General features: G+C 39.4%; 18 protein-coding genes and 1 other RNA gene. 9 read left to right on the forward strand and 10 right to left on the reverse strand.

Annotation, left to right across the window (positions count from 1 at the left end):
• Window positions 1–107: 107 nt before the first annotated feature.
• Window positions 108–293: non-coding RNA, 6S RNA (gene ssrS, locus FXN70_RS09385), on the forward strand.
• A 267-nt stretch (window positions 294–560) separates the two neighbouring features.
• Complete coding sequence (locus FXN70_RS09390; protein ID WP_324647208.1) at window positions 561–1,796, forward strand: porin; 1,236 nt, start codon at window positions 561–563, stop codon at window positions 1,794–1,796.
• A 68-nt stretch (window positions 1,797–1,864) separates the two neighbouring features.
• Here FXN70_RS09390 and folP read toward each other — a convergent pair whose 3' ends face one another.
• The 3 genes from folP to rlmE all read right to left on the reverse strand — a co-directional run bounded on the left by folP (window position 1,865) and on the right by rlmE (window position 5,451).
• Window positions 1,865–2,716, reverse strand: coding sequence for a dihydropteroate synthase (gene folP, locus FXN70_RS09395; RefSeq protein WP_324647209.1), 852 nt, complete (start codon window positions 2,714–2,716; stop codon window positions 1,865–1,867).
• Window positions 2,717–2,772: 56 nt separating this feature from the next.
• The gene (gene ftsH, locus FXN70_RS09400) at window positions 2,773–4,668 is read right to left on the reverse strand and encodes an ATP-dependent zinc metalloprotease FtsH (protein ID WP_324647210.1); all 1,896 of its coding nucleotides are present in this window, start codon (window positions 4,666–4,668) and stop codon (window positions 2,773–2,775) included.
• 132 nt (window positions 4,669–4,800) lie between these two features.
• A complete protein-coding gene (gene rlmE / locus FXN70_RS09405; RefSeq protein WP_324647211.1) occupies window positions 4,801–5,451 on the reverse strand; it encodes a 23S rRNA (uridine(2552)-2'-O)-methyltransferase RlmE in 651 nt (216 codons plus the stop codon).
• A gap of 314 nt (window positions 5,452–5,765) precedes the next feature.
• Here rlmE and FXN70_RS09410 point away from each other — a divergent pair, with 314 nt between their 5' ends.
• Entirely contained in the window at window positions 5,766–6,089 is a 324-nt protein-coding gene (locus tag FXN70_RS09410) for a YhbY family RNA-binding protein (protein ID WP_324647212.1), read from the forward strand.
• Window positions 6,090–6,103: 14 nt separating this feature from the next.
• A complete protein-coding gene (locus FXN70_RS09415; RefSeq protein ID WP_324647213.1) occupies window positions 6,104–6,640 on the forward strand; it encodes a DOMON-like domain-containing protein in 537 nt (178 codons plus the stop codon).
• Between the two features lie 39 nt (window positions 6,641–6,679).
• Here FXN70_RS09415 and FXN70_RS09420 read toward each other — a convergent pair whose 3' ends face one another.
• Entirely contained in the window at window positions 6,680–7,318 is a 639-nt protein-coding gene (locus tag FXN70_RS09420) for a YtxH domain-containing protein (protein WP_324647214.1), read from the reverse strand.
• 265 nt (window positions 7,319–7,583) lie between these two features.
• On the opposite strand from FXN70_RS09420, the gene carA reads away from it, so the two are divergent.
• The 4 genes from carA (at window position 7,584) to FXN70_RS09440 (ending at window position 13,090) form a co-directional block, all read left to right on the forward strand.
• On the forward strand, window positions 7,584–8,723 hold the full coding sequence (gene carA / locus FXN70_RS09425; RefSeq protein ID WP_324647215.1) for a glutamine-hydrolyzing carbamoyl-phosphate synthase small subunit: 1,140 nt from the start codon (window positions 7,584–7,586) through the stop codon (window positions 8,721–8,723).
• 14 nt (window positions 8,724–8,737) lie between these two features.
• Window positions 8,738–11,971: a carbamoyl-phosphate synthase large subunit gene (carB, locus tag FXN70_RS09430; RefSeq protein WP_324647216.1), complete on the forward strand. Its 3,234-nt coding sequence runs from the start codon at window positions 8,738–8,740 to the stop codon at window positions 11,969–11,971.
• Window positions 11,972–12,059: 88 nt separating this feature from the next.
• Window positions 12,060–12,536 (forward strand): transcription elongation factor GreA, encoded by a 477-nt coding sequence (gene greA / locus FXN70_RS09435; protein WP_324647217.1) that lies wholly within the window; start codon window positions 12,060–12,062, stop codon window positions 12,534–12,536.
• Window positions 12,537–12,652: 116 nt separating this feature from the next.
• On the forward strand, window positions 12,653–13,090 hold the full coding sequence (locus tag FXN70_RS09440; RefSeq protein WP_324647218.1) for a universal stress protein: 438 nt from the start codon (window positions 12,653–12,655) through the stop codon (window positions 13,088–13,090).
• Here the strand turns inward: FXN70_RS09440 and FXN70_RS09445 are convergent.
• The 4 genes from FXN70_RS09445 to FXN70_RS09460 all read right to left on the reverse strand — a co-directional run bounded on the left by FXN70_RS09445 (window position 13,087) and on the right by FXN70_RS09460 (window position 16,938).
• Window positions 13,087–13,401, reverse strand: a complete 315-nt coding sequence (locus tag FXN70_RS09445) for an MGMT family protein (RefSeq protein ID WP_324647219.1) — start codon at window positions 13,399–13,401, stop codon at window positions 13,087–13,089. The genes FXN70_RS09440 and FXN70_RS09445 overlap by 4 nt on opposite strands.
• 48 nt (window positions 13,402–13,449) lie before the next feature.
• Window positions 13,450–14,949 (reverse strand): sodium:proton antiporter, encoded by a 1,500-nt coding sequence (locus FXN70_RS09450; RefSeq protein ID WP_324647220.1) that lies wholly within the window; start codon window positions 14,947–14,949, stop codon window positions 13,450–13,452.
• A 137-nt stretch (window positions 14,950–15,086) separates the two neighbouring features.
• Window positions 15,087–15,989, reverse strand: coding sequence for a neutral zinc metallopeptidase (locus FXN70_RS09455; protein ID WP_324647221.1), 903 nt, complete (start codon window positions 15,987–15,989; stop codon window positions 15,087–15,089).
• Between the two features lie 34 nt (window positions 15,990–16,023).
• Window positions 16,024–16,938: a DUF808 domain-containing protein gene (locus FXN70_RS09460; protein WP_324647222.1), complete on the reverse strand. Its 915-nt coding sequence runs from the start codon at window positions 16,936–16,938 to the stop codon at window positions 16,024–16,026.
• A gap of 197 nt (window positions 16,939–17,135) precedes the next feature.
• On the opposite strand from FXN70_RS09460, the gene trpS reads away from it, so the two are divergent.
• Window positions 17,136–18,149: a tryptophan--tRNA ligase gene (trpS, locus tag FXN70_RS09465; RefSeq protein ID WP_324647223.1), complete on the forward strand. Its 1,014-nt coding sequence runs from the start codon at window positions 17,136–17,138 to the stop codon at window positions 18,147–18,149.
• Window positions 18,150–18,471: 322 nt separating this feature from the next.
• Here the strand turns inward: trpS and sucD are convergent, their stop codons facing one another.
• Both sucD and sucC read right to left on the reverse strand, forming a co-directional pair.
• The gene (sucD, locus tag FXN70_RS09470) at window positions 18,472–19,362 is read right to left on the reverse strand and encodes a succinate--CoA ligase subunit alpha (RefSeq protein WP_324647224.1); all 891 of its coding nucleotides are present in this window, start codon (window positions 19,360–19,362) and stop codon (window positions 18,472–18,474) included.
• The gene (sucC, locus tag FXN70_RS09475; protein ID WP_324647225.1) at window positions 19,359–20,552 is read right to left on the reverse strand and encodes an ADP-forming succinate--CoA ligase subunit beta; all 1,194 of its coding nucleotides are present in this window, start codon (window positions 20,550–20,552) and stop codon (window positions 19,359–19,361) included. Before sucC ends, sucD begins: the two co-directional genes overlap by 4 nt.
• Window positions 20,553–20,731: the final 179 nt, after the last annotated feature.

Consider the following 20,731-nt stretch of genomic DNA (forward strand, 5'->3'; position numbering starts at 1 on the left):
AACATAATCTTTATAGAATTTAATTCTTTTGCATAAATCATCAACACTTATGCAACATAGCCAAGCTTTGACGATTTGCATTCACGGTATGATTGGTTATACTAAATATAGCTCTGAGATGTTCGCCAGCCGGTCTAATTCCCCTGAGCCGATATCATCACTTTAGGATTACGTTCTGTATATTTAGAGTGTATGCCTACCCTGAGTAGGAAACCCAGCAAGTATACGTCGTGTCCACCTTGAACTTTAAGGGTTCAAGGGTAAGGACATGCAGCGGCATCTTCGGAGCAATTTTATATTAAAACCATCATATCTAATCGTTTATTTCATCTAAAATAAGAAATCTAACCATCCTGCAAATAAAATTTTACATCTACTTAGAAAATAACATGACTAACCAATCTTCTAAATCTTACTGCATATAGTTTTTATTTTATGATTTAAATAGTCTAGTTCAATTTAAACAATTGATGCTCAAATAAACATATTTTCTCATTTTATTTAAAAAAAAATTATAGAAATAAACAATATATCCGCTATTAATCTATATAAGAAAATTCTTGGCTATTGTAATATCTATTTTTACCATCTATTTAAAACTGCTGCTTAAGTTTATTTATTTTATTGCATGCTATCACTTCAAAAGTAAAGTTATTGTTATGAAAAAACCTTTTTATGTTGCATTACCGCTACTTCTAATCACATTGAATAGCCAAACACATGCAGAATTCGACCTTGTCAAAAAAAATCAATTTGACTCACCCATATTAGCACCTTTACATCTACAATTTGGTGGACAAATACGCCCTCAATGGGTCGATTATATGGGGCCTGAAGCAGGCTATCTAAAAAATGGACATGATGGTCTGAGTCGTTTTCGATTCACTGCAAATTATGATTTAAGCTCAGATACAGCCTTAATTGGTTATTATGAGCGTGGTATTAATGTCCCTAAGTTCTTAGGTTGGCAAAATCATTATAATGAAAATTCGAATACCACTTATGAACGTGAAGCTTATATTGGAATTAAAAACAATCAATTCGGCACGCTCACTTATGGCCGCCAGTTTGGCATGTATTATAGCGTTATCGGTATGAAGAGTGATGTGTGGGATAATGATGGTCATGCAGGTGCTATGGGAAATGGTATCAATGGAACCTATGACGGTGCCAATCGCCCGACTCGCTCGTTGATGTATACAAAAAGCTTTGATACAACCAAATTATATGCAAACTATTTATTTTCAGAACATAGTATTGCCGTATCAGGCGATAATGAATATCGCCGTAATAATGGGTACGGCCTAGGTGCTGATTATCAAATTAATAAAAATACGACTGCCAGCTTAACTTATAGTCGCACCAATGCAGACCTGTATCATTCACTTTCACAAGAAAGTAAAGCATACCACCAAGATATTATAGGTTCAGCACTAACCTATGAAACCGATGACTGGTATGTTGTAGGTACAGCAAGCTACTACCATGATTTTATACCAAGAAGAAATTCCACTGTTTACAACGATTATTTCGCAGGTGATGGCTATGGTTTAGAAGGATTTATGGGTTATACATTTCATCTTAACCAACCTTACTTAAAATCCATTCAGCCATATGTTGCCGTTGATAGCTTACGTTTACAAGGCAGTGAAAACTTTCGCTCAAATCATCAAAATATTGGTATGAGCTTTGCCATTAACAAGAAATTTAAAATAATGGCAGAACATACTTTTGCATCAACAAGTGATAATTCAGAGCAAGACTCAAACTGGCTTACAATGTTTATTAATTTCTAAGCATTTCTTTATTAACTCACTGATCATGTTAAATAATCAGTGAGTTAAACTTTCCAGATCATTGGTATTTAAGCATTACGCATTGCTTGCCAAACTCGAATCGCATCCACAGTTTCACGAACATCGTGCGTACGCACAATACTTGCACCTTGTTGAATCGAAAGTAAATGCCCTGTTACACTACCAATCACACGATGTGTAGCATCTGCTTGCTCTGTCACAGCACCAATAAAACGTTTTCTTGAAAGCCCCGATAAAACTGGAAAACCAAGCTGTTGTAATTGCCATAGCTCATTTAACAGCTTTAAATTATGTGCCGTGTCTTTTGCAAATCCAAAACCTGGATCAATAATAATATTTTCAGCCAATACACCTTGCTGTAAGGCAGACTCTATTCGTTGTTTTAATTCAAGTAATACTTCATTCGTCACATGTTGATATTGTGCCAATTGATTCATTGTTGTAGGTTCACCACGCATATGCATCAACACAACAGGTACAGCTAATTCTGCTGCCATTTCTAGTGCACCTTCACGGCTAAGTGCACGCACATCATTCCAAATATGCGCACCTGCCTGCTTGGCTTGTTGCATCACCTTTGGCTGGCTAGTATCAATTGAAAGTACAACATTATATTTAGACAAGGCTTCAACCACAGGAATCACGCGTTCAAGCTCTTGCGCCAAAGTTACAATACTTGCACCCGGACGAGTTGATTCACCACCAATATCAATAATAGTCGCACCATCTGCAATCATACGCTCTGCATGTTGAATCGCTTGGTTCAGTTGCTGATGTTGACCACCATCACTAAAAGAATCAGGCGTGACATTTAAAATCCCCATCACCTGTGGCACAGAAAGATCTAAAGTCTGATTTCCACAACTAAGTTGATGTTGGGGTAATGACATTAATTGCATAATCAATTCCTAAACGACACGCCAAAAAAAGAGCCACCAAATGGTGACTCTTTATATTAACTCATTGCTGGCAATGGTGGTGGTGTAGATGGACCATCTTTTGGTGGCTCTAAATCTGCCACAGGATTTTCAGCAACATAAACTTTTGGTGGACGTGGTTCACGACCTTCCATAATGTCTAAGACTTGCTCACGATCAATCGTTTCCCAATCCATCAATGCTTTGACCATCACATGGGCTTTATCTTTATTGTTTTCAAGAATATCCCATGCAACTTTGTATTGTGCATCTAAGATGCGACGTACTTCTTGGTCGACCTGCTGCTGAGTCGCCTCAGAAATGGTACGACTACCCACATTACCAAAGAAACCATTTTGATTTTCATCTTCATAAACCATAACACCCATACGGTCAGACATACCGTATTTAGTCACCATCGCACGGGCAATTTTGGTTGCGCGTTCGAAGTCATTCGATGCACCTGTTGACTGCTGGTTAATGAAAATTTCTTCTGCAATTCGGCCACCAAACAAAATCGAAATTTCATTTAGCATTTTGTGCTTATAGTTGCTAATTTGGTCTTGTTCAGGCAACTGCCAAGTGACACCCAAAGCCCAACCACGTGGCATAATCGTCACTTTATGGACTGGATCTGTGCCTGGCAAGATTTCCGCAACAATGGCATGACCCGATTCATGATAAGCCGTTGCACGACGTTCTTCATCACGAATAATCATCGATTTACGTTCAGGGCCCATATAAATCTTGTCTTTTGCATCTTCAAAGTCATGCATATCGACTGTATTTTTATTACGACGTGCAGCAAACAATGCCGCTTCGTTCACAAGATTCGCCAATTGCGCACCTGAGAAACCCGGTGTACCACGTGCAAGAACTTTTACATCCACACCCGTTACCGATGGTAATTTTTTCAAATGCACACTTAAAATTTGCTCACGACCATTAATATCAGCCAAACCAACCATAACTTGGCGGTCAAAACGTCCTGGACGTAATAAAGCTTTATCCAACACATCGGCACGGTTGGTTGCAGCAATGACAATAATACCTTCATTGCCTTCAAAACCATCCATTTCAACCAACATTTGGTTTAAGGTTTGCTCACGTTCATCATGCCCACCACCTGTACCTGAACCACGGTGACGACCCACTGCATCAATCTCATCAATAAAAATGATACAAGGTGCATGACGTTTAGCTTGTTCAAACATATCACGGACACGCGAAGCACCCACACCGACAAACATTTCAACAAAATCAGAACCTGAAATGCTAAAGAAAGGAACTTTGGCTTCACCTGCAATTGCTTTAGCCAACAAGGTTTTACCTGTACCTGGAGGCCCAACCATTAACACACCTTTAGGAATTGATGCACCTAAACGTTTAAATTTGGCAGGATCTTTTAAGAAATCAACAATTTCTACAACTTCTTGTTTAGCTTCATCACAACCTGCAACATCTGCAAAGGTTACCTTGATTTGGTCTTCTGCAAGCATTTTGGCTTTTGACTTACCAAAGCTCATTGGACCACTTTTACCACCTGCACCACCACCCATGTTACGCATAAAGAACATGAACAATAAAATGATCAGCAATACTGGGAAGCTTGCAATAAGTAGTTGCATCAAAACACCCTGACGCTGTGGTGCTGTACCTTCCACAACAACATTGTTTTTGATTAAATTCGGCATTAATTCAGGGTCTTGCACCGCAGGGCGAATACTTTCAAAATCTGAACCGTTCTTTTTCTCGCCAAGAATTCTTTCGCCATCAATCGTGACTTGTTTAATTTGGCCCGCATTCACCGCTGCAACAAACTCGGAATAGTTCATCTGAGATGGTTTATTGTGATCGCTGATATTACTGAAAATTAAAATCAGTACTCCAAGAATCACAAGCCATAACACGGCGTTTTTGAAGAGATCGCTCAAAGCTTTATTCCCATATCAATCTAATGTCATCATACTTTTTTAGCATGATCTATTATTTAACTACAAGTTAGTACTCAATGTACCCAAATTGTACAAAATGCACAATTTTTAATGCATTGGCAAGTCAACTTTTTACCGCAATGCTTTTTTCCGACCTTGTCCAATCAGAAAAACTTCTTTCGAACGTGCACGAGATGCAGCAGGCTTAATCGTTTTTAAAACATCAAAACTATCGACGACCTGTTTACGGAATTCATCAAAGCCTGTTCCTTGGAACACCTTGACCACGAATTGCCCATTCGGTCCTAAAACCTTCTGTGCAAAATCCACCGCAAGCTCACACAAATAGATTTGTCGAGGTTGATCAACAGCCCTATTACCTGATGTATTGGGGGCCATATCTGAAATTACAACGTCAACTTGGCGTCCATTTAAAATATTTAACAATTTTTCAAAAACTTCTTCTTCACGGAAGTCACCTTGTAAAAAGGTTACGTCAGGTAAAGCATCCATTTCCAAAATGTCAGATGCAATCACTAAACCCTTGCTACCCACAAGTTTTCCTGCAATTTGTGACCAACTGCCTGGTGCTGCACCAAGGTCGACAACCGTCATACCTGGTTTAATCAATTTATATTTTTCTTGAATTTCAAGTAGTTTGTATGCAGCACGTGCACGATAACCTTCTTTTTGTGCTTTTTTCACATAGAAGTCATCTAAATGCTCTCGCATCCATTCTCGACTACTTTTAGACAGTTTTTGGTTGGTAATGCGTGTTGCCATAATCTTCTATAGTATCTAAACATCAATCAACTATTGTACGCAAAAAAGTAAATGCTTGCAGTATACACTTGTAGATAAAAACATGAGTTTTTTGATGATTTACATCGGAATGCCAATTCACCACATGCCAATCATGTTTTAATTTTAAAACAGAGAGCTTTGTATTTTTCGATCGATACAATACTCAATTGCAATTTAAAAGTAAGTAAAATACGACAACATGTGATTTTTCATCTTAAAACTATTTATAAGCCTGCGTTTCTAACGAATATTTGCTATACTAATAGGCTTTTTAAAATTCAGGTTTATTCACAATGGCAACTTTATCTATTCAGGAACGCAAACGCTTACGCCAAATTGGTCACGCATTAAATCCAGTGGTGATGTTAGGCGGACAAGGTTTAACTGAAAGCGTAATTGAAGAAACAGTACGTGCATTAAATGACCACGAACTAATTAAAATTAAATTTGCAGGTGAAGATCGTGAGCAACGCGCAGCGTTAATTGAAGAACTCGCTCAAGCAACTCAAGCACAAGTAGTGCAAAAAATTGGTAAAATTGCGCTGGTTTATAAAAAAGCAGCCAAACAAAATCCAAAACTGTCAAACCTTGTACGTCACGCACATTTAGCGAACTAATTTAGACACACATTATGGCAAGTTACGAACTTCAACCGTATCATCGGTTTCACGATATTTTTTTAGTCGGTGCAATTGAGCAACAATTGCCTGCTATTTTAAATATTGGCTTTTGGATTCGCGACCCTTTACAATTAGTTCAATGGCCAAGCCTGACCAAAAACCACCCAAGACAAGATTTTTTATGGGAAAAAACCTGTTTTGAAGTGTTTATTGGGGTAAAAGATGAAGATTATTATCGTGAAATAAACCTATCTCCTTCTGAGGCATGGCAAAGCTATCAATTTGAAGAGTATCGTTATCCAGAACAAATGCCACCACAAATGGCAAATGATATTGATTTGGTTGAGCTCAAACGCACCCATTATGGACTAAACGTCACGCTTGATTTAAGTGAGTTTATGCAAAAAAACCAATTAAAATGGCATGATTTATTTATTGGTCTTTCTGCTGTACTAGACACGCCTCAAGGGCAACAGCTTTATGCTATGCAACATAGTGGTCACCAAGCAGATTTTCACAATAAAAGAGATTGGTTACATTTCTTTTAAAGAAAAAGCGGATCATCTTGATCCGCTTTTTTACAGCCTTTATTCAGCCTTTTCTTTTTCAGATGCATCCTTTTTTTCATCACTTTCAGTGACTTTATGCCACGCCTCTACTGCACTGGCTTTGGTTTTTTGCAAAGTTTCAGACACATGCTCCTTATGCTTGGCAGAAAATTGCGACACATCATCTTTCACTTCTTTCGATAATTTTGCGAGTTCATCCACAATCGAAGCAAATTCAATTTTTGCCACTTCTTTTAACTCAATTAAATCATCTTGAGAAAATGTAAATTTTTCACGAATGTCATTAAAACGCGCTACAACATCTTCTTTAAATTGCTTTAAATGTGCTTGAAATGATGCGTTGGCTTTTTCTACATCAGATTCAGCCTGTGCTGCGCCATCTGCGACTTGAGCTTTAAATTCATTCACGGTTTCAGCAACTTGATCTTTTAAATCATCTGTTTTTTCTTTCGTATCATTAACCACATCCGTTACTTTGTCTTTTAAATCTCTCATTTTCTCCTGTGTAGTTGCAACAGCAGCAGCCACTTCGGCTTTTACCTGTGTTGATTTTTCTTCAATTTTTTCAGAAATTTGTTTCGCTTTTTCTTCAAGATTATTCTTCGTAACCATAGCAATATTCCTTCTATTAAAAATGATGAAAGGATAAAAATTCACTCTAACAAATCGCTGTTTTAATCACCAGCATTTTTAAAGAAGATTTAATTTTTTCTCACAAATACAGCACAAGTTTTTTTGCAAAATTATCAATTGATGATATCTATTAAATCTTAATAAATTACGTGGACTTTTAGCAGTCTCATGCGTACAATACGTTTTTAAGTTACGAGCGAGCAGACGAAGGGAGTGCATGTTTTTTAGACAGCCGCCTTTTTTTTTGTCTACTCGTTTTTTTACAGCTTAAAAATTCAGGAGCTTTGGTTTGAGCACCCCCGCCATTTTAGCCCTCGCAGACGGAACTATCTTTAAAGGTATTTCGATCGGCGCTACGGGATCAACGACTGGTGAAGTCGTTTTTAATACCGCTATGACTGGTTATCAAGAAATCTTGACTGACCCAAGTTATGCACAACAACTTGTCACATTAACTTATCCACACATTGGTAATACAGGCTGTAACTCAGAAGATGCTGAGTCTGGTCGTATTCATAAAGTGTGGGCGAATGGTTTAATTATTCGAGATCTACCTTTATTGCACAGCAATTTTCGTGCTGAGCAATCTTTAGGTGATTATCTAAAACAGCATAATGTTGTGGCTATTGCCGATATTGATACCCGTAAATTAACACGTATTTTACGTGCTAAAGGTGCGCAAAATGGCTGCATTTTGGCGGGCGAAAATATTACCGAAGCAGATGCGATTGCAAAGGCACGTGCATTTGGCGGTTTAAATGGCTTAGACCTTGCCAAAGAATGCTGTGACCCGACAGGTTTTGAATGGACTGAAGGTTCTTGGACATTAGGTCAAGGCTTTAGCCAACCTGAATTTAAATTTCACGTTGTAGCATATGACTACGGTGTCAAAACCAACATCTTGCGTATGCTTGCAGATCGCGGCTGCAAATTGACTGTTGTTCCTGCTCAAACACCAGCAGAAAAAGTGCTTGCCTTAAATCCAGATGGCGTATTTTTGTCGAATGGCCCTGGCGATCCAGCTGCATGTGACTATGCCATTGAAGCTGTAAAAACCATTGTTGAAACAACCAATATTCCTGTATTTGGTATTTGTTTAGGTCACCAAATTTTAGCACTCGCATCAGGCGCTAAAACCATCAAAATGGGTCATGGTCACCACGGTGCCAACCATCCTGTACAAAACATCCAAGATGGTACAGTGATGATCACCTCGCAAAACCATGGTTTCGCAGTCGATGCCGATACCTTGCCTGCAAACTTAACTGCAACGCATAAATCATTGTTTGATCAAACCTTACAAGGCATTCATCGTACCGATAAACCTGCGTTTAGCTTCCAAGGTCACCCTGAAGCAAGCCCAGGCCCACACGACTGTGCCCCACTATTTGATCATTTCATCGAACTCATCGAAGCAGCTAAGAAGTAATTAAGGAGCGAATAATGCCTAAACGTACGGACATAAAAAGCATCTTAATTATTGGTGCTGGCCCTATTGTGATTGGTCAAGCCTGCGAGTTTGACTACTCTGGCGCACAAGCGTGTAAAGCGCTTCGTGAAGAAGGCTACCGCGTTATTTTGGTGAACTCAAATCCTGCCACCATTATGACCGACCCTTCAATGGCGGACGCAACGTATATCGAACCAATTACTTGGCAAACCGTTGCACAAATCATTGAAAAAGAACGTCCAGATGCGGTTTTACCGACTATGGGCGGACAAACCGCATTGAACTGCGCACTTGCGCTAGATGCCAACGGCGTACTTGAAAAGTACAATGTAGAATTGATTGGTGCATCAAAAGAAGCGATTGAAAAAGCCGAAGATCGTAAACTTTTCGATATCGCGATGCGTAAAATTGGGCTTGAATGTCCAAAAGCAGACATTGCCGAGTCAATGGAAGAAGCTTTAGCAATTCAAGCACGTTTTGGCTTCCCTGTGATCATTCGTCCATCATTCACGATGGGTGGTTCAGGTGGCGGTATTGCCTATAACAAAGAAGAATTTATTGAAATTTGTGAACGCGGTTTCGATCTTTCTCCAACCAAACAATTACTGATTGATGAATCATTAATTGGTTGGAAAGAGTATGAAATGGAAGTTGTGCGTGACAAAAACGACAACTGTATCATTGTCTGCTCAATCGAAAACTTCGACCCAATGGGCGTTCACACTGGTGACTCTATCACCGTTGCACCTGCACAAACATTAACCGATAAAGAATATCAGTTAATGCGTAATGCATCGGTTGCGGTACTTCGTGAAATTGGCGTTGAAACCGGTGGTTCAAACGTACAGTTTGGTATTTGTCCAAATACTGGCCGTATGGTCATCATTGAGATGAACCCACGTGTATCACGCTCATCTGCCCTTGCATCGAAAGCAACCGGCTTCCCAATTGCTAAAATTGCAGCAAAACTTGCAGTCGGTTACACCCTTGATGAATTGAAAAATGACATCACAGGCGGCGTAACTCCTGCATCATTCGAACCTGCAATTGACTATGTGGTAACAAAAATTCCTCGTTTTAACTTCGAGAAATTCCCACAAGCAGAACCAGTATTAACCACACAGATGAAATCTGTGGGTGAAGTGATGGCAATTGGTCGTAACTTCCAAGAGTCAATGCACAAAGCGCTGCGTGGCTTAGAAGTTGGTGTATGTGGCTTCGATGAAAAAGTTGAAGTTGGCGCTGAAAATGCGAAAGATACCATTCTTAAAGAACTTAAAGTTCCAGGCCCTGAGCGTATTTGGTATGTTGCCGATGCTTTCCGTCATGGCTTTAGCTTAGATGAAGTATTTGAAGCAACCAAAATTGACCGTTGGTTCCTCATTCAAATTGAAGACATCATCAAAACTGAAGAGCAAATTAAAGCCTTAGGTTTTGGCGACTTAAACGCTGACAATATCCGTGGCTTTAAACGTAAAGGTTTATCTGACTTACGTATTGCCAACTTAATGGGTATTTCACAAAAACAATTCCGTAAACAACGTTGGAACTTGGGTGTTTATCCAGTTTACAAACGTGTTGATACCTGTGCAGCTGAGTTTGAATCTGACACTGCGTACATGTATTCAACTTACGATGAAGAATGTGAAGCCAATCCATCTACCAAAGACAAAATTATGGTGATTGGTGGTGGTCCAAACCGTATCGGTCAAGGCATTGAGTTTGACTATTGCTGTGTACACGCGGCGCTTGCAATGCGTGATGACGGCTACGAAACCATTATGGTCAACTGTAACCCTGAAACAGTTTCAACCGACTACGACACTTCAGATCGTTTGTACTTCGAACCGATTACCCTTGAAGATGTGTTAGAAATTGTTCGTACTGAAAAGCCAAAAGGCATTATTGTTCAGTACGGCGGTCAAACCCCATTAAAATTGGCACGTGCTTTAGAAGAAGCAGGCGCGCCAATTATTGGTACATCGCCAGATGCCATTGACCGTGCTGAAGACCGCGAACGTTTCCAACAGATGATTCAGCGTTTACAACTTCGCCAACCAAACAACAGCATTGTAAAATCTGCTGAAGAAGGCATGGCAGAAGCTGCGAAAGTGGGTTATCCATTGGTTGTACGTCCATCTTATGTATTGGGTGGTCGTGCGATGGAAATCGTATATAACGATGACGAACTTAAACGCTATTTACGTGATGCGGTTCAAGCATCAAATGAATCGCCAGTACTGCTTGACCACTTCTTAGACTCAGCAATTGAAGTGGACGTTGACTGTGTATCTGACGGTAAAAATGTGGTGATTGGCGGCATTATGCAGCACATTGAACAAGCAGGCATTCACTCAGGTGACTCAGCGTGTTCAATTCCACCGTATTCATTGTCGGATGAAATCCAAGATGAAATGCGTCGCCAAACCATTGCTATGGCAAAAGAGTTAGGCGTTGTGGGCTTAATGAACGTACAGTTTGCAGTAAAAGGCAACGACGTTTACGTTTTAGAAGTGAATCCACGTGCCTCGCGTACTGTGCCTTTCGTTTCAAAATGTATTGGCGAGTCTTTAGCAAAAGTTGCAGCACGTTGTATGGCGGGACAATCTCTTGAATCTCAAGGATTCATGCAAGAAATTATCCCAACCTACTTCTCTGTAAAAGAAGCAGTGTTCCCATTTGCTAAATTCCAAGGCGTAGACCCAATGCTTGGGCCTGAGATGAAATCTACAGGTGAAGTCATGGGCGTAGGTAAAACCTTTGGTGAAGCATTCTATAAAGCTGTACTCGGCTCTAACGAACGCTTACCGGGCTTACCAACCGAAGGCGAATTGAAACACGCATTCTTATCGGTACGTGATTCAGACAAACCGCATGTGGTTGATATTGCAAAACGCTTAGTTGCTTTTGGCTTTAAATTGGTTGCAACAGGTGGTACATATAAAGTGATCCATGAAGCTGGTTTGGCATGTGAACGTGTCAATAAAGTAACAGAAGGTCGTCCGCATATTGTTGACCGCTTGAAAAATGGTGAAATACACCTTATTGTCAACACCACTGAAGGCAAACAAGCGCAATATGACTCTGCAATGATTCGTCGTGCAGCATTACAAGGCAAAGTGTATTACACCACCACCATTAATGGTGCTGAAGCAGTTTGCCAAGCATTTGCAATTCAATTGCCAATGGATGTATATCGCTTGCAAGACTTACACAACGCAGGTTAATTCTTTAGCGATAGGTCCCGTCACCTAATCGGTGGCGGGATTTTTATTTTTTATACGCTATTTTCCCATTCAATTTAGAGGGACTAAAATGCAACGTTATCCAATGACTCCCGAAGGCAAAATTGCCTTAGAAGCTGAATTGCAGCAGTTAAAAACTGTTGAACGTCCACGTATTATTCAAGCAATTGCAGAAGCACGTGAACACGGCGACTTAAAGGAAAATGCAGAATATCACGCAGCGCGTGAACAACAAGGTTTCTGCGAAGGTCGCATTCAAGACATCGAAGGCAAGCTTGGTGCAGTGCAAGTCATAGACGTTCAAGAGCTTGAAAAAAATGGTCGTGTGGTTTTTGGGGTGACTGTCACCATCGAAAACTTAGACACCGAAGAACGTAAGACCTATAAAATTGTAGGCGATGATGAAGCTGATTTTAAAATTAATAAAATCTCGGTGAATTCTCCAATTGCACGAGGTTTGTTAGGGAAACATGAAGGAGATGAAGCCAAGATTACCACCCCTCAAGGTGAAGTCGAATATGAAGTCGTGAGCGTTGAATATCTTTAATCTCATGCAAGAAGCCTCCTAAATAGGAGGCTTTTTTAATTCATCATTTTGTAATATTACACGATCATTCAAAGTGTTATAGTCGATGCTATTCTCCATGAGCAAAAGGCATTCCGATGAATTATCAGCATATTTTAGTTGCAATTGATAGCACAGCAACTGCACATCAATTGCTTGACCATATTAAAGGGATTGCAACTTCCCTACACAGTAAAATTACCGTTGCGCAAGTTTTAAAACTTGACCCCATTACAGCACGAGAATATGTCCAAACTGGTGAAAGTAACTTATTTATCGATCGTGCACGACAAGAAATTTTAGCGACACTATCAGAAATTCAAAACCATTATGTTTCAAGCGAATTACCCATTGAAATTTTATTACTTGAAGGTTTTTCGATTGCAGATACCATCACACAAGCAGCAACAGATTTAAATGCCGACTTAATGGTAATTGGTTCACATGGCTACACAGGATTATCCAAACTCATTTTAGGTAGTATTTCCCAAAAAGTACTCAACAAAACTGCTCTTCCTGTGCTTATTGTGCATTAATCTATAAACCACTGATAATCACTTAAACAAATTTTTCCATTTACAACCAACACACCTTCATCAATTAATTTAAGCTGTTGAAGGTTCTCGCCCTGTTGATTTTGTTTGGTCAGCCGAATGTGTCCTTTAGCATCCACTACACGATGCCACGGAATCTGAGCATCATCTGCGATCTGTTTTAAAACACGACCTACCAGTCGGGCATGTTTTGGAAAACCTGCCATTTTGGCAATTTGTCCATAACTTGCCACTTTTCCGCGTGGAATTTGCGCAACCACGGTTAAAATATACGCATAAAGCTCAGAGGACATATTCCCATCTCCAATAAACAAAACCACCCGTTTAGGGTGGTCATTGAATTAGAAATTATTAGGATTTTCTAATTGTTTCATTTCCGTAATTTTACTTGGATCATGCAATGTCGCAATTCCATCTTCTGTTTTCACATCAGATAATTGTTCAGGATTATAAATGGTAATGGTTTCATTACCCTGTGCATCTTCGCCGACAATATACTGAAAACCCTTACGATTCATTTTATGGCATAAGCGTTGATACCAACCTTTAAATCCCGTAGTTTCTTCATTTGGATTATAATAAAACGCATTCATCACCGCAGGTAATCCTAAACCGCAGACTAAACCAGACATCAACACACTAATAAAGGTATAGCCAATTAAAATACTGCTATAAGGACTCAATGCAGGATGGTTTGCCACGGCTAAAATTAATGCCAAGGAGATTCCACCACGAACACCACCCCAACTCAAAATAGTCAAACTACCGTTATAACTTTTTCGGCGGAAACTTGGGAAAAAGACAAAAGATAAAAAGTTTGCTGCAAAACGTGATACATGCAGAATAATAAAGGCAACCATACCACCTAAAATCATGCTGAAATTTAAGTCTAAAATAAATAATTCCAAACCAATCAACGTGAATAAGAATGAGTTAATAATCCCTTCTACAGTATGCCAAAAATGATTAATCTCACGAACAGCATGATCATTTAAAATGTCATTCCATTTATTTCCCACAACCAAACCACCAATTACACAAGCAATTGGTGCAGAAGCATGTGCAAATAAGGCAACTAAATATGAGCCACAAGCCAACAAAGCTGTAGTTAAAATAAGGGATTCTGGTTCATGCTTACCACGTAAAATCCGTAAGATTCCCTGACCGAAAGCCCAACCAATCACCACTGCAACCACAATCTCATACAGTAATGTTTCAAGCGTGCCAGACAAATTAAAGTTTTTACCTTGAATCACGCTTAATAAGGTCATAAAAACAGCGATACACATCGCATCATTAAATAATGACTCACCTTCAAGTTTTACCATTAAATGATGTGGTGCACGTACTGAACTAAGTACGCCTTTAATCCCAATCGGATCTGTCGCACCCAAAGCCGAGCCTAATAGAAGCAATACAATAATAGGTACAGGATTACCAATTAAAAATTGAAATCCATAAAGCATGCCACCAAATAAAACTGCACATAACAACAAAGAAATACTGGCTAAAATACTAATCGGTTTCCAATGATTCCGCAGGTCAGAAAGTTTAAATTTTAAGGCTGAAGAGGTTAAGATAAAACAAATGACCCCATTAATTAAAAAGTCATAAAAATCAATATGACGTACCGCACTTTCAATATTCGAGAGATTAATGGTAATAAAAGGATTACCACTTAATAAACTTGCAGCCCACTGTAAAATAAAAACCAATACAGCAGAAACAATTGGAACACCAATCGCTTGCGGAAAACCTAAAATACGACGATTAAATGTGGTCGTAATAATAGATAAGGCAAACACGACTGTAAAAAGCTGTAAAATAAAATAATTTCCCATAATCTCCCTGACCAAATTAAAATAAAAATAATGCTGATGCTAAGCATCAACAGACAAATACACTTCATCCATTCTTTTTATTTTTTACCATCAATAAAAAGAATGTCTAAGATAAAAAAACGTAAGTCTTATAGCAATTACACTGCACCTTGGCTAAAGGTATTACAACTATCCAAACTTCCTGACTCAAAACCACGCTTAAACCATGTCATTCGTTGCTGACTACTACCATGGGTAAAGCTATCTGGCACAATTTGTCCCGTACTACGTTTCTGCAAATAGTCATCACCAATTTTTTGTGCTGCATCCATCGCTTCGTCTATGTCGCCTTCATCTAAAAAGTGCGTCCGTTGATCATTCGACTTTGCCCACATGCCTGCAAAGCAGTCTGCTTGTAATTCTAAACGCACCGATAATTGATTACCTTGTGCTTGACTAAGCTTACGACGTTGATTCTGCACTTGATTAGAAATGCCTAACAAATTTTGCACATGATGCCCAACTTCATGGGAAATCACATAAGCCAAAGCAAAATCGCCCGCTTGATCATTTCTAGATAGCTCAGTTTTATTTTTATTACCGACAATACCAAGCTCTTGACGCATTTCCATAAAAAATTGCGTATCTAAATAAACCGTTTGGTCTGATGGACAATAAAATGGCCCCATCGCTGATTGCCCTGTTCCACAATCCGTAGCTGTTGCACCACTGTATAACACCAATTTCGGTGCTTTATATTGCATTTGATGAGCTTTAAAAATTTCGCTCCAAGTGTCTTCAGTGTCTGCTAATATGGTCGAGACAAACTGTTTGGCTTCTTGCTGCTCAGCTGTTGGTTGTGACAAAGGTGTATTGGTTGCAGGCTGTTGTTGTGTCACTTGTTTAGTAACCTGATAAGCTTGCTGCGGGTCAACACCAAAAAATTTCCATGCCACAAAAGCCACCACTAACCCAATGATGCTAATACCACCCGCTTTTGCACCACCACTGCCACGTCGATCTTCTAAATTATCGCTTTCTCTACGTCCTTTCCAACGCATTGCACCACCTCTTGATATACAAAGTTGCAAACAGTTAAGCTTTTTTGATCACTTTTTGAATCAAACCGATTACACCTAAAACAATAAGCCCTGCAATAAAACCAATCAATAGGTTTAGACTGGTCGGCACAATGCTCCCTAAGATTTGACCAACATTTGGAATGACTTGTGCTTGATCGGCAGTATGTTCAGTAAAATGATGCACGAATGGGACAGCATGATTAATAATCCCACCCCCAACTAAAAACATCGCAATCGTTCCAACAATCGACAATGCTTTCATTAATTTTGGTGCAAAACTTAATAAACATTGTCCAAGCCCCTTTTTCCACTGTTGCTGCGTTTTTGTTAAAAACAAACCAACATCATCAATTTTGACAATTAATGCCACAAAACCATATACCCCAATGGTCATGACAACGGCAATTAAACTCATCACAATCACTTTATTCATTAATGATGTCGCAGCCACTGTACCCAAAGTAATCACGACAATTTCAGCAGACAAAATAAAATCAGTACGAATCGCGCCTTTCACTTTGTCTTTTTCATAACTTTCAGTATCAGTAACTTGTTGCTGTACATGTTCCATTTCATCAGATTTTGAGTGCTTTTTATGCATCAAATTATGTAATACTTTTTCTACACCTTCATAGCATAAAAATAAACCACCAATCACCAATAAAGGATTAATTAACCATGGTGCAATCACACTAATCAGCAGTGCAAGTGGCACTAAAATACATTTATTCAGTAATGAACCTTTCGCAACTTTCGCAACCACAACAAGCTCACGATCGGCGCGCACACCTGTCACTTGCTGTGCATTTAAAGCCAAATCATCCCCCAAAACCCCTGCTGTTTTTTTGGCTGCCGTTTTGCTCATTAACGCAATATCATCAAGTACAGTCGCAATATCATCCAGTAAGACCAACAAGCTACTAGCCATAAGATACCCAAATTGTTTTATTTTAGTTGTTATTGTAAAGGTATTTTTAAGCTAGGTATGCATCAACTTAAAGGTGTTTATGTTATTTGAGCAAATTCCTAGACTCAGCAGAATAAGCATAGAATTTTTTTTATGATATACCGTACAATAACTGCATTCACTTAGATGATCATTGATTAAATTTCAGGATATTTTGCATGACAACAGCAGATCAGCGCCCCATTATTTTGACCGGAGATCGCCCAACAGGACAATTACATTTGGGGCATTTTGTCGGTTCTTTACGTTCGCGTGTAGGGTTACAAGACTCACATCATCAACATATTTTATTGGCAGATGCACAAGCACTGACCGACAATGCCGATAATTTCGAAAAAGTACGTCGCAATATTTTAGAAGTGGCGCTTGATTATTTGGCTGTTGGAATTGATCCAACCAAAACCACCATTTGTGTGCAATCTCATTTACCTGCACTCAATGAACTGACCATGCTGTATTTGAACTTTGTAACAGTGGCACGTTTAGAGCGTAATCCAACCATTAAGTCTGAAATTCAGATGCGCGGTTTCGAACGTGATATTCCTGCGGGCTTCTTATGCTACCCTGTGGCACAAGCTGCCGACATTACAGCATTTAAAGCCACAGTTGTACCTGTAGGCGAAGACCAAATTCCAATGATTGAACAGACCAACGAAATTGTGCGTCGCCTCAATCGTCAAACCAATCAAGCAATTTTACCTGAATGTAAAGCCTTACTTTCAAATACAGGACGTTTACCGGGCTTTGATGGCAAAGCCAAAATGTCAAAATCCCTTGGCAATACTATTGTGCTCAATGCATCTGACAAAGACATTAAAAAAGCCGTAAATGCCATGTATACCGACCCAAATCATTTACGTGTTGAAGATCCAGGTCAAGTTGAAGGCAATGTTGTATTTACTTATTTAGATGCATTTGACCCAAATAAAGAAGAACTTGAAGAACTCAAAGCCCATTATCGTCGTGGTGGTTTAGGTGATGGTACGGTGAAGAAACGCCTAGAAGGCGTTTTAAAAGAGTTAATTTCTCCAATCCGTGACCGTCGTAACGAACTTGCGAAAGACCCTGACTATATTATGGATGTACTTAAGGCAGGAACAGACCGTTGTAAAATTATTACTCAAGCAACTTTAGATGAAATTAAACATGGTTTAGGCATGTTTCACTTCTAAAAAGTCATTAAATTCAAATAAAAAGCCAACTAATAGACAGTTTAGTTGGCTTTTTTAACAAAAAAATAGCATTTTATTACATATAACCTGCATTAGCCCTACACTAAAACCTAGTGTTTCAGTCGAATTTGGATTAATATCATTTTAGACCATTTGGTTTATTCTATTGAATAATCCAAAATGTCATTTCTCCATTTTACGACACTGTTAGTACAGTTTTTCGTTTTCCAACGTAGTGGTCACCCCAACCGCTACGTTTTTTTTATCCAAATTTGAGTAAGCACTAAAACCTTCCAAATACATCAGAAGGTTCTACTTTTATTTAGCTTGATAACTTCGCTTGAAGTAGATCGAACATCGTTTTTCCAATTTCAGCAGGGCTACGGGTATAAGCAATGCCTGCTTTTTCAAATGCTTGAAATTTTTCCTCGGCTGTTCCCTTGCCACCAGAAATAATCGCACCTGCATGCCCCATTCGTTTTCCTTTCGGCGCAGTCACACCCGCAATATAACCGACAACAGGTTTGGTCAGTTCAGACTGAATAAATTCAGCCGCCTCTTCTTCGGCTGTGCCTCCAATCTCCCCAATCATAATAATTGCATCAGTATCTGGGTCATCTTGAAATAAACGCAATGCGTCTATTTGATTCATGCCTGAAATTGGATCTCCACCAATTCCAATACAGGTCGATTGCCCCAAACCTAGTTTTGTGGTTTGTGCCACAGCCTCATAGGTGAGCGTACCGGATCTAGAGATAATGCCAATTTTACCTGAACTGTGAATATGCCCCGGCATAATGCCAATTTTACATTCACCCGGCGTAATAATGCCCGGACAATTTGGGCCAATTAAACGCGCGTGGCCACCATAAGTTTCGAGATAGCGTTTGGCTTTGAGCATATCCAATGTTGGCACACCCTCGGTAATCACCACGACCAATTCAATTCCACTATCTAGCGCCTCGACAATTGAATCAAGCACATAAGGTGCGGGAACAAAAATCACAGAGGCATCAGCGCCTGTTTCTTTCACTGCCTGTTTCATTGTATTAAAAACGGGTAAATCTAAATGGACTGTGCCCCCTTTGCCCGGTGTCACACCACCAACTACTTTAGTGCCGTAATCTAAAGCCTGTGCTGCATGAAATGTCCCGTTTTTACCCGTAAATCCTTGTACTAACACTTTGGTTTCTTTATTAATCAGGACGCTCATGATACTGCTCCGTGTGCTGTATTTTGTTGTTGGGCTGCTAAAACAACTTTTTCCGCAGCATCTGCAAGCCCATTGGCAGAAATTAAGTCTAAATCTGACTCATCTAAAAGTTTTGCACCGAGTTCTGCATTATTACCCTCTAAACGTACCACAACAGGAATACTCACTTTAATTTCTTGAATGGCCGCAATAATGGCCTCTGCAATCATGTCACAACGCACAATCCCACCAAAAATATTAATCAGTACTGCTTCAACCGCACAGTCATCCAAAATAATTTTGAAGGCTTCAATCACGCGCTCTTTGGTTGCACCGCCGCCTACATCTAAAAAGTTAGCAGGTCGCCCACCATAAAGCTGAATAATATCCATAGTAGCCATCGCAAGCCCTGCGCCATTGACCATACAACCAATATTTCCATCTAATGCTACATAATTTAAATCATGCTCAGATGCTTTAAGTTCTCGCTCATTTTCTTGGCTTTTATCACGTAATGCTGCAATTTCAGGCAAGCGATATAATGCGTTTGCATCAATATTAATTTTGGCATCGACACATAAAATGTCGCCATTTTCACGAATCGAAAGTGGATTAATTTCAAACAGTGCAAAATCATTTTCAATCAATGCACGATATGCACCATGTAACAATTGGCTAAATTGTTGTACTTGAGATTCATCTAACACCAAGGCATAAGCCATCTCTTTGGCTTGAAATGGCAATAATCCAACCAAAGGATCAATCTCTATTTTAAAAATTTTTTCAGGTGTTTCTTCCGCGACTTTTTCAATTTCAACCCCACCTTCGGTAGATGCCATGAAAACAACTCGCCGAGAAGAACGGTCAATCACTGCACCTAAATACAACTCACGCGCGACAGGATAAACATCTTCGCAAACGAGAATACTATGAATGGGTTGTCCCAATGCATCCGTTTGATAGGTCACCAATTGCTGCCCAAGTAGTTTTTGTGCAACCTCAATCGCCTCATCTTTTGACTTAACAACCTTTACCCCTCCGGCCTTACCACGCCCGCCTGCATGCACTTGGGCTTTCAGCACCGCACATTTTCCAGCCAACTTTTTATATGCTATGGCAGCTTCGTCTGCACTTGTAATTAAAATTCCTTCTTGTACGGGTAATCCATATTGTTTTAACAAGGCTTTAGCCTGATATTCATGCAAATTCATTGTTTTCCCTTTTATTGTCGTTTCACATAATCATTACGCTTACAAATGCTCTTTTAAATACATTTGCTTTCTTTTGTTGTAGAAGATTTTGGTTAAAAGTTCAATCACTCAGCAGAACTAAATTGATGATTTTTTGTCAAAAAAAAAGAGCAGCCGGAGCTGCTCTTTTATATTATTTG

It is taken from the genome of Acinetobacter sp. MD2 (assembly GCF_035615575.1).
Classification (GTDB): domain Bacteria; phylum Pseudomonadota; class Gammaproteobacteria; order Pseudomonadales; family Moraxellaceae; genus Acinetobacter.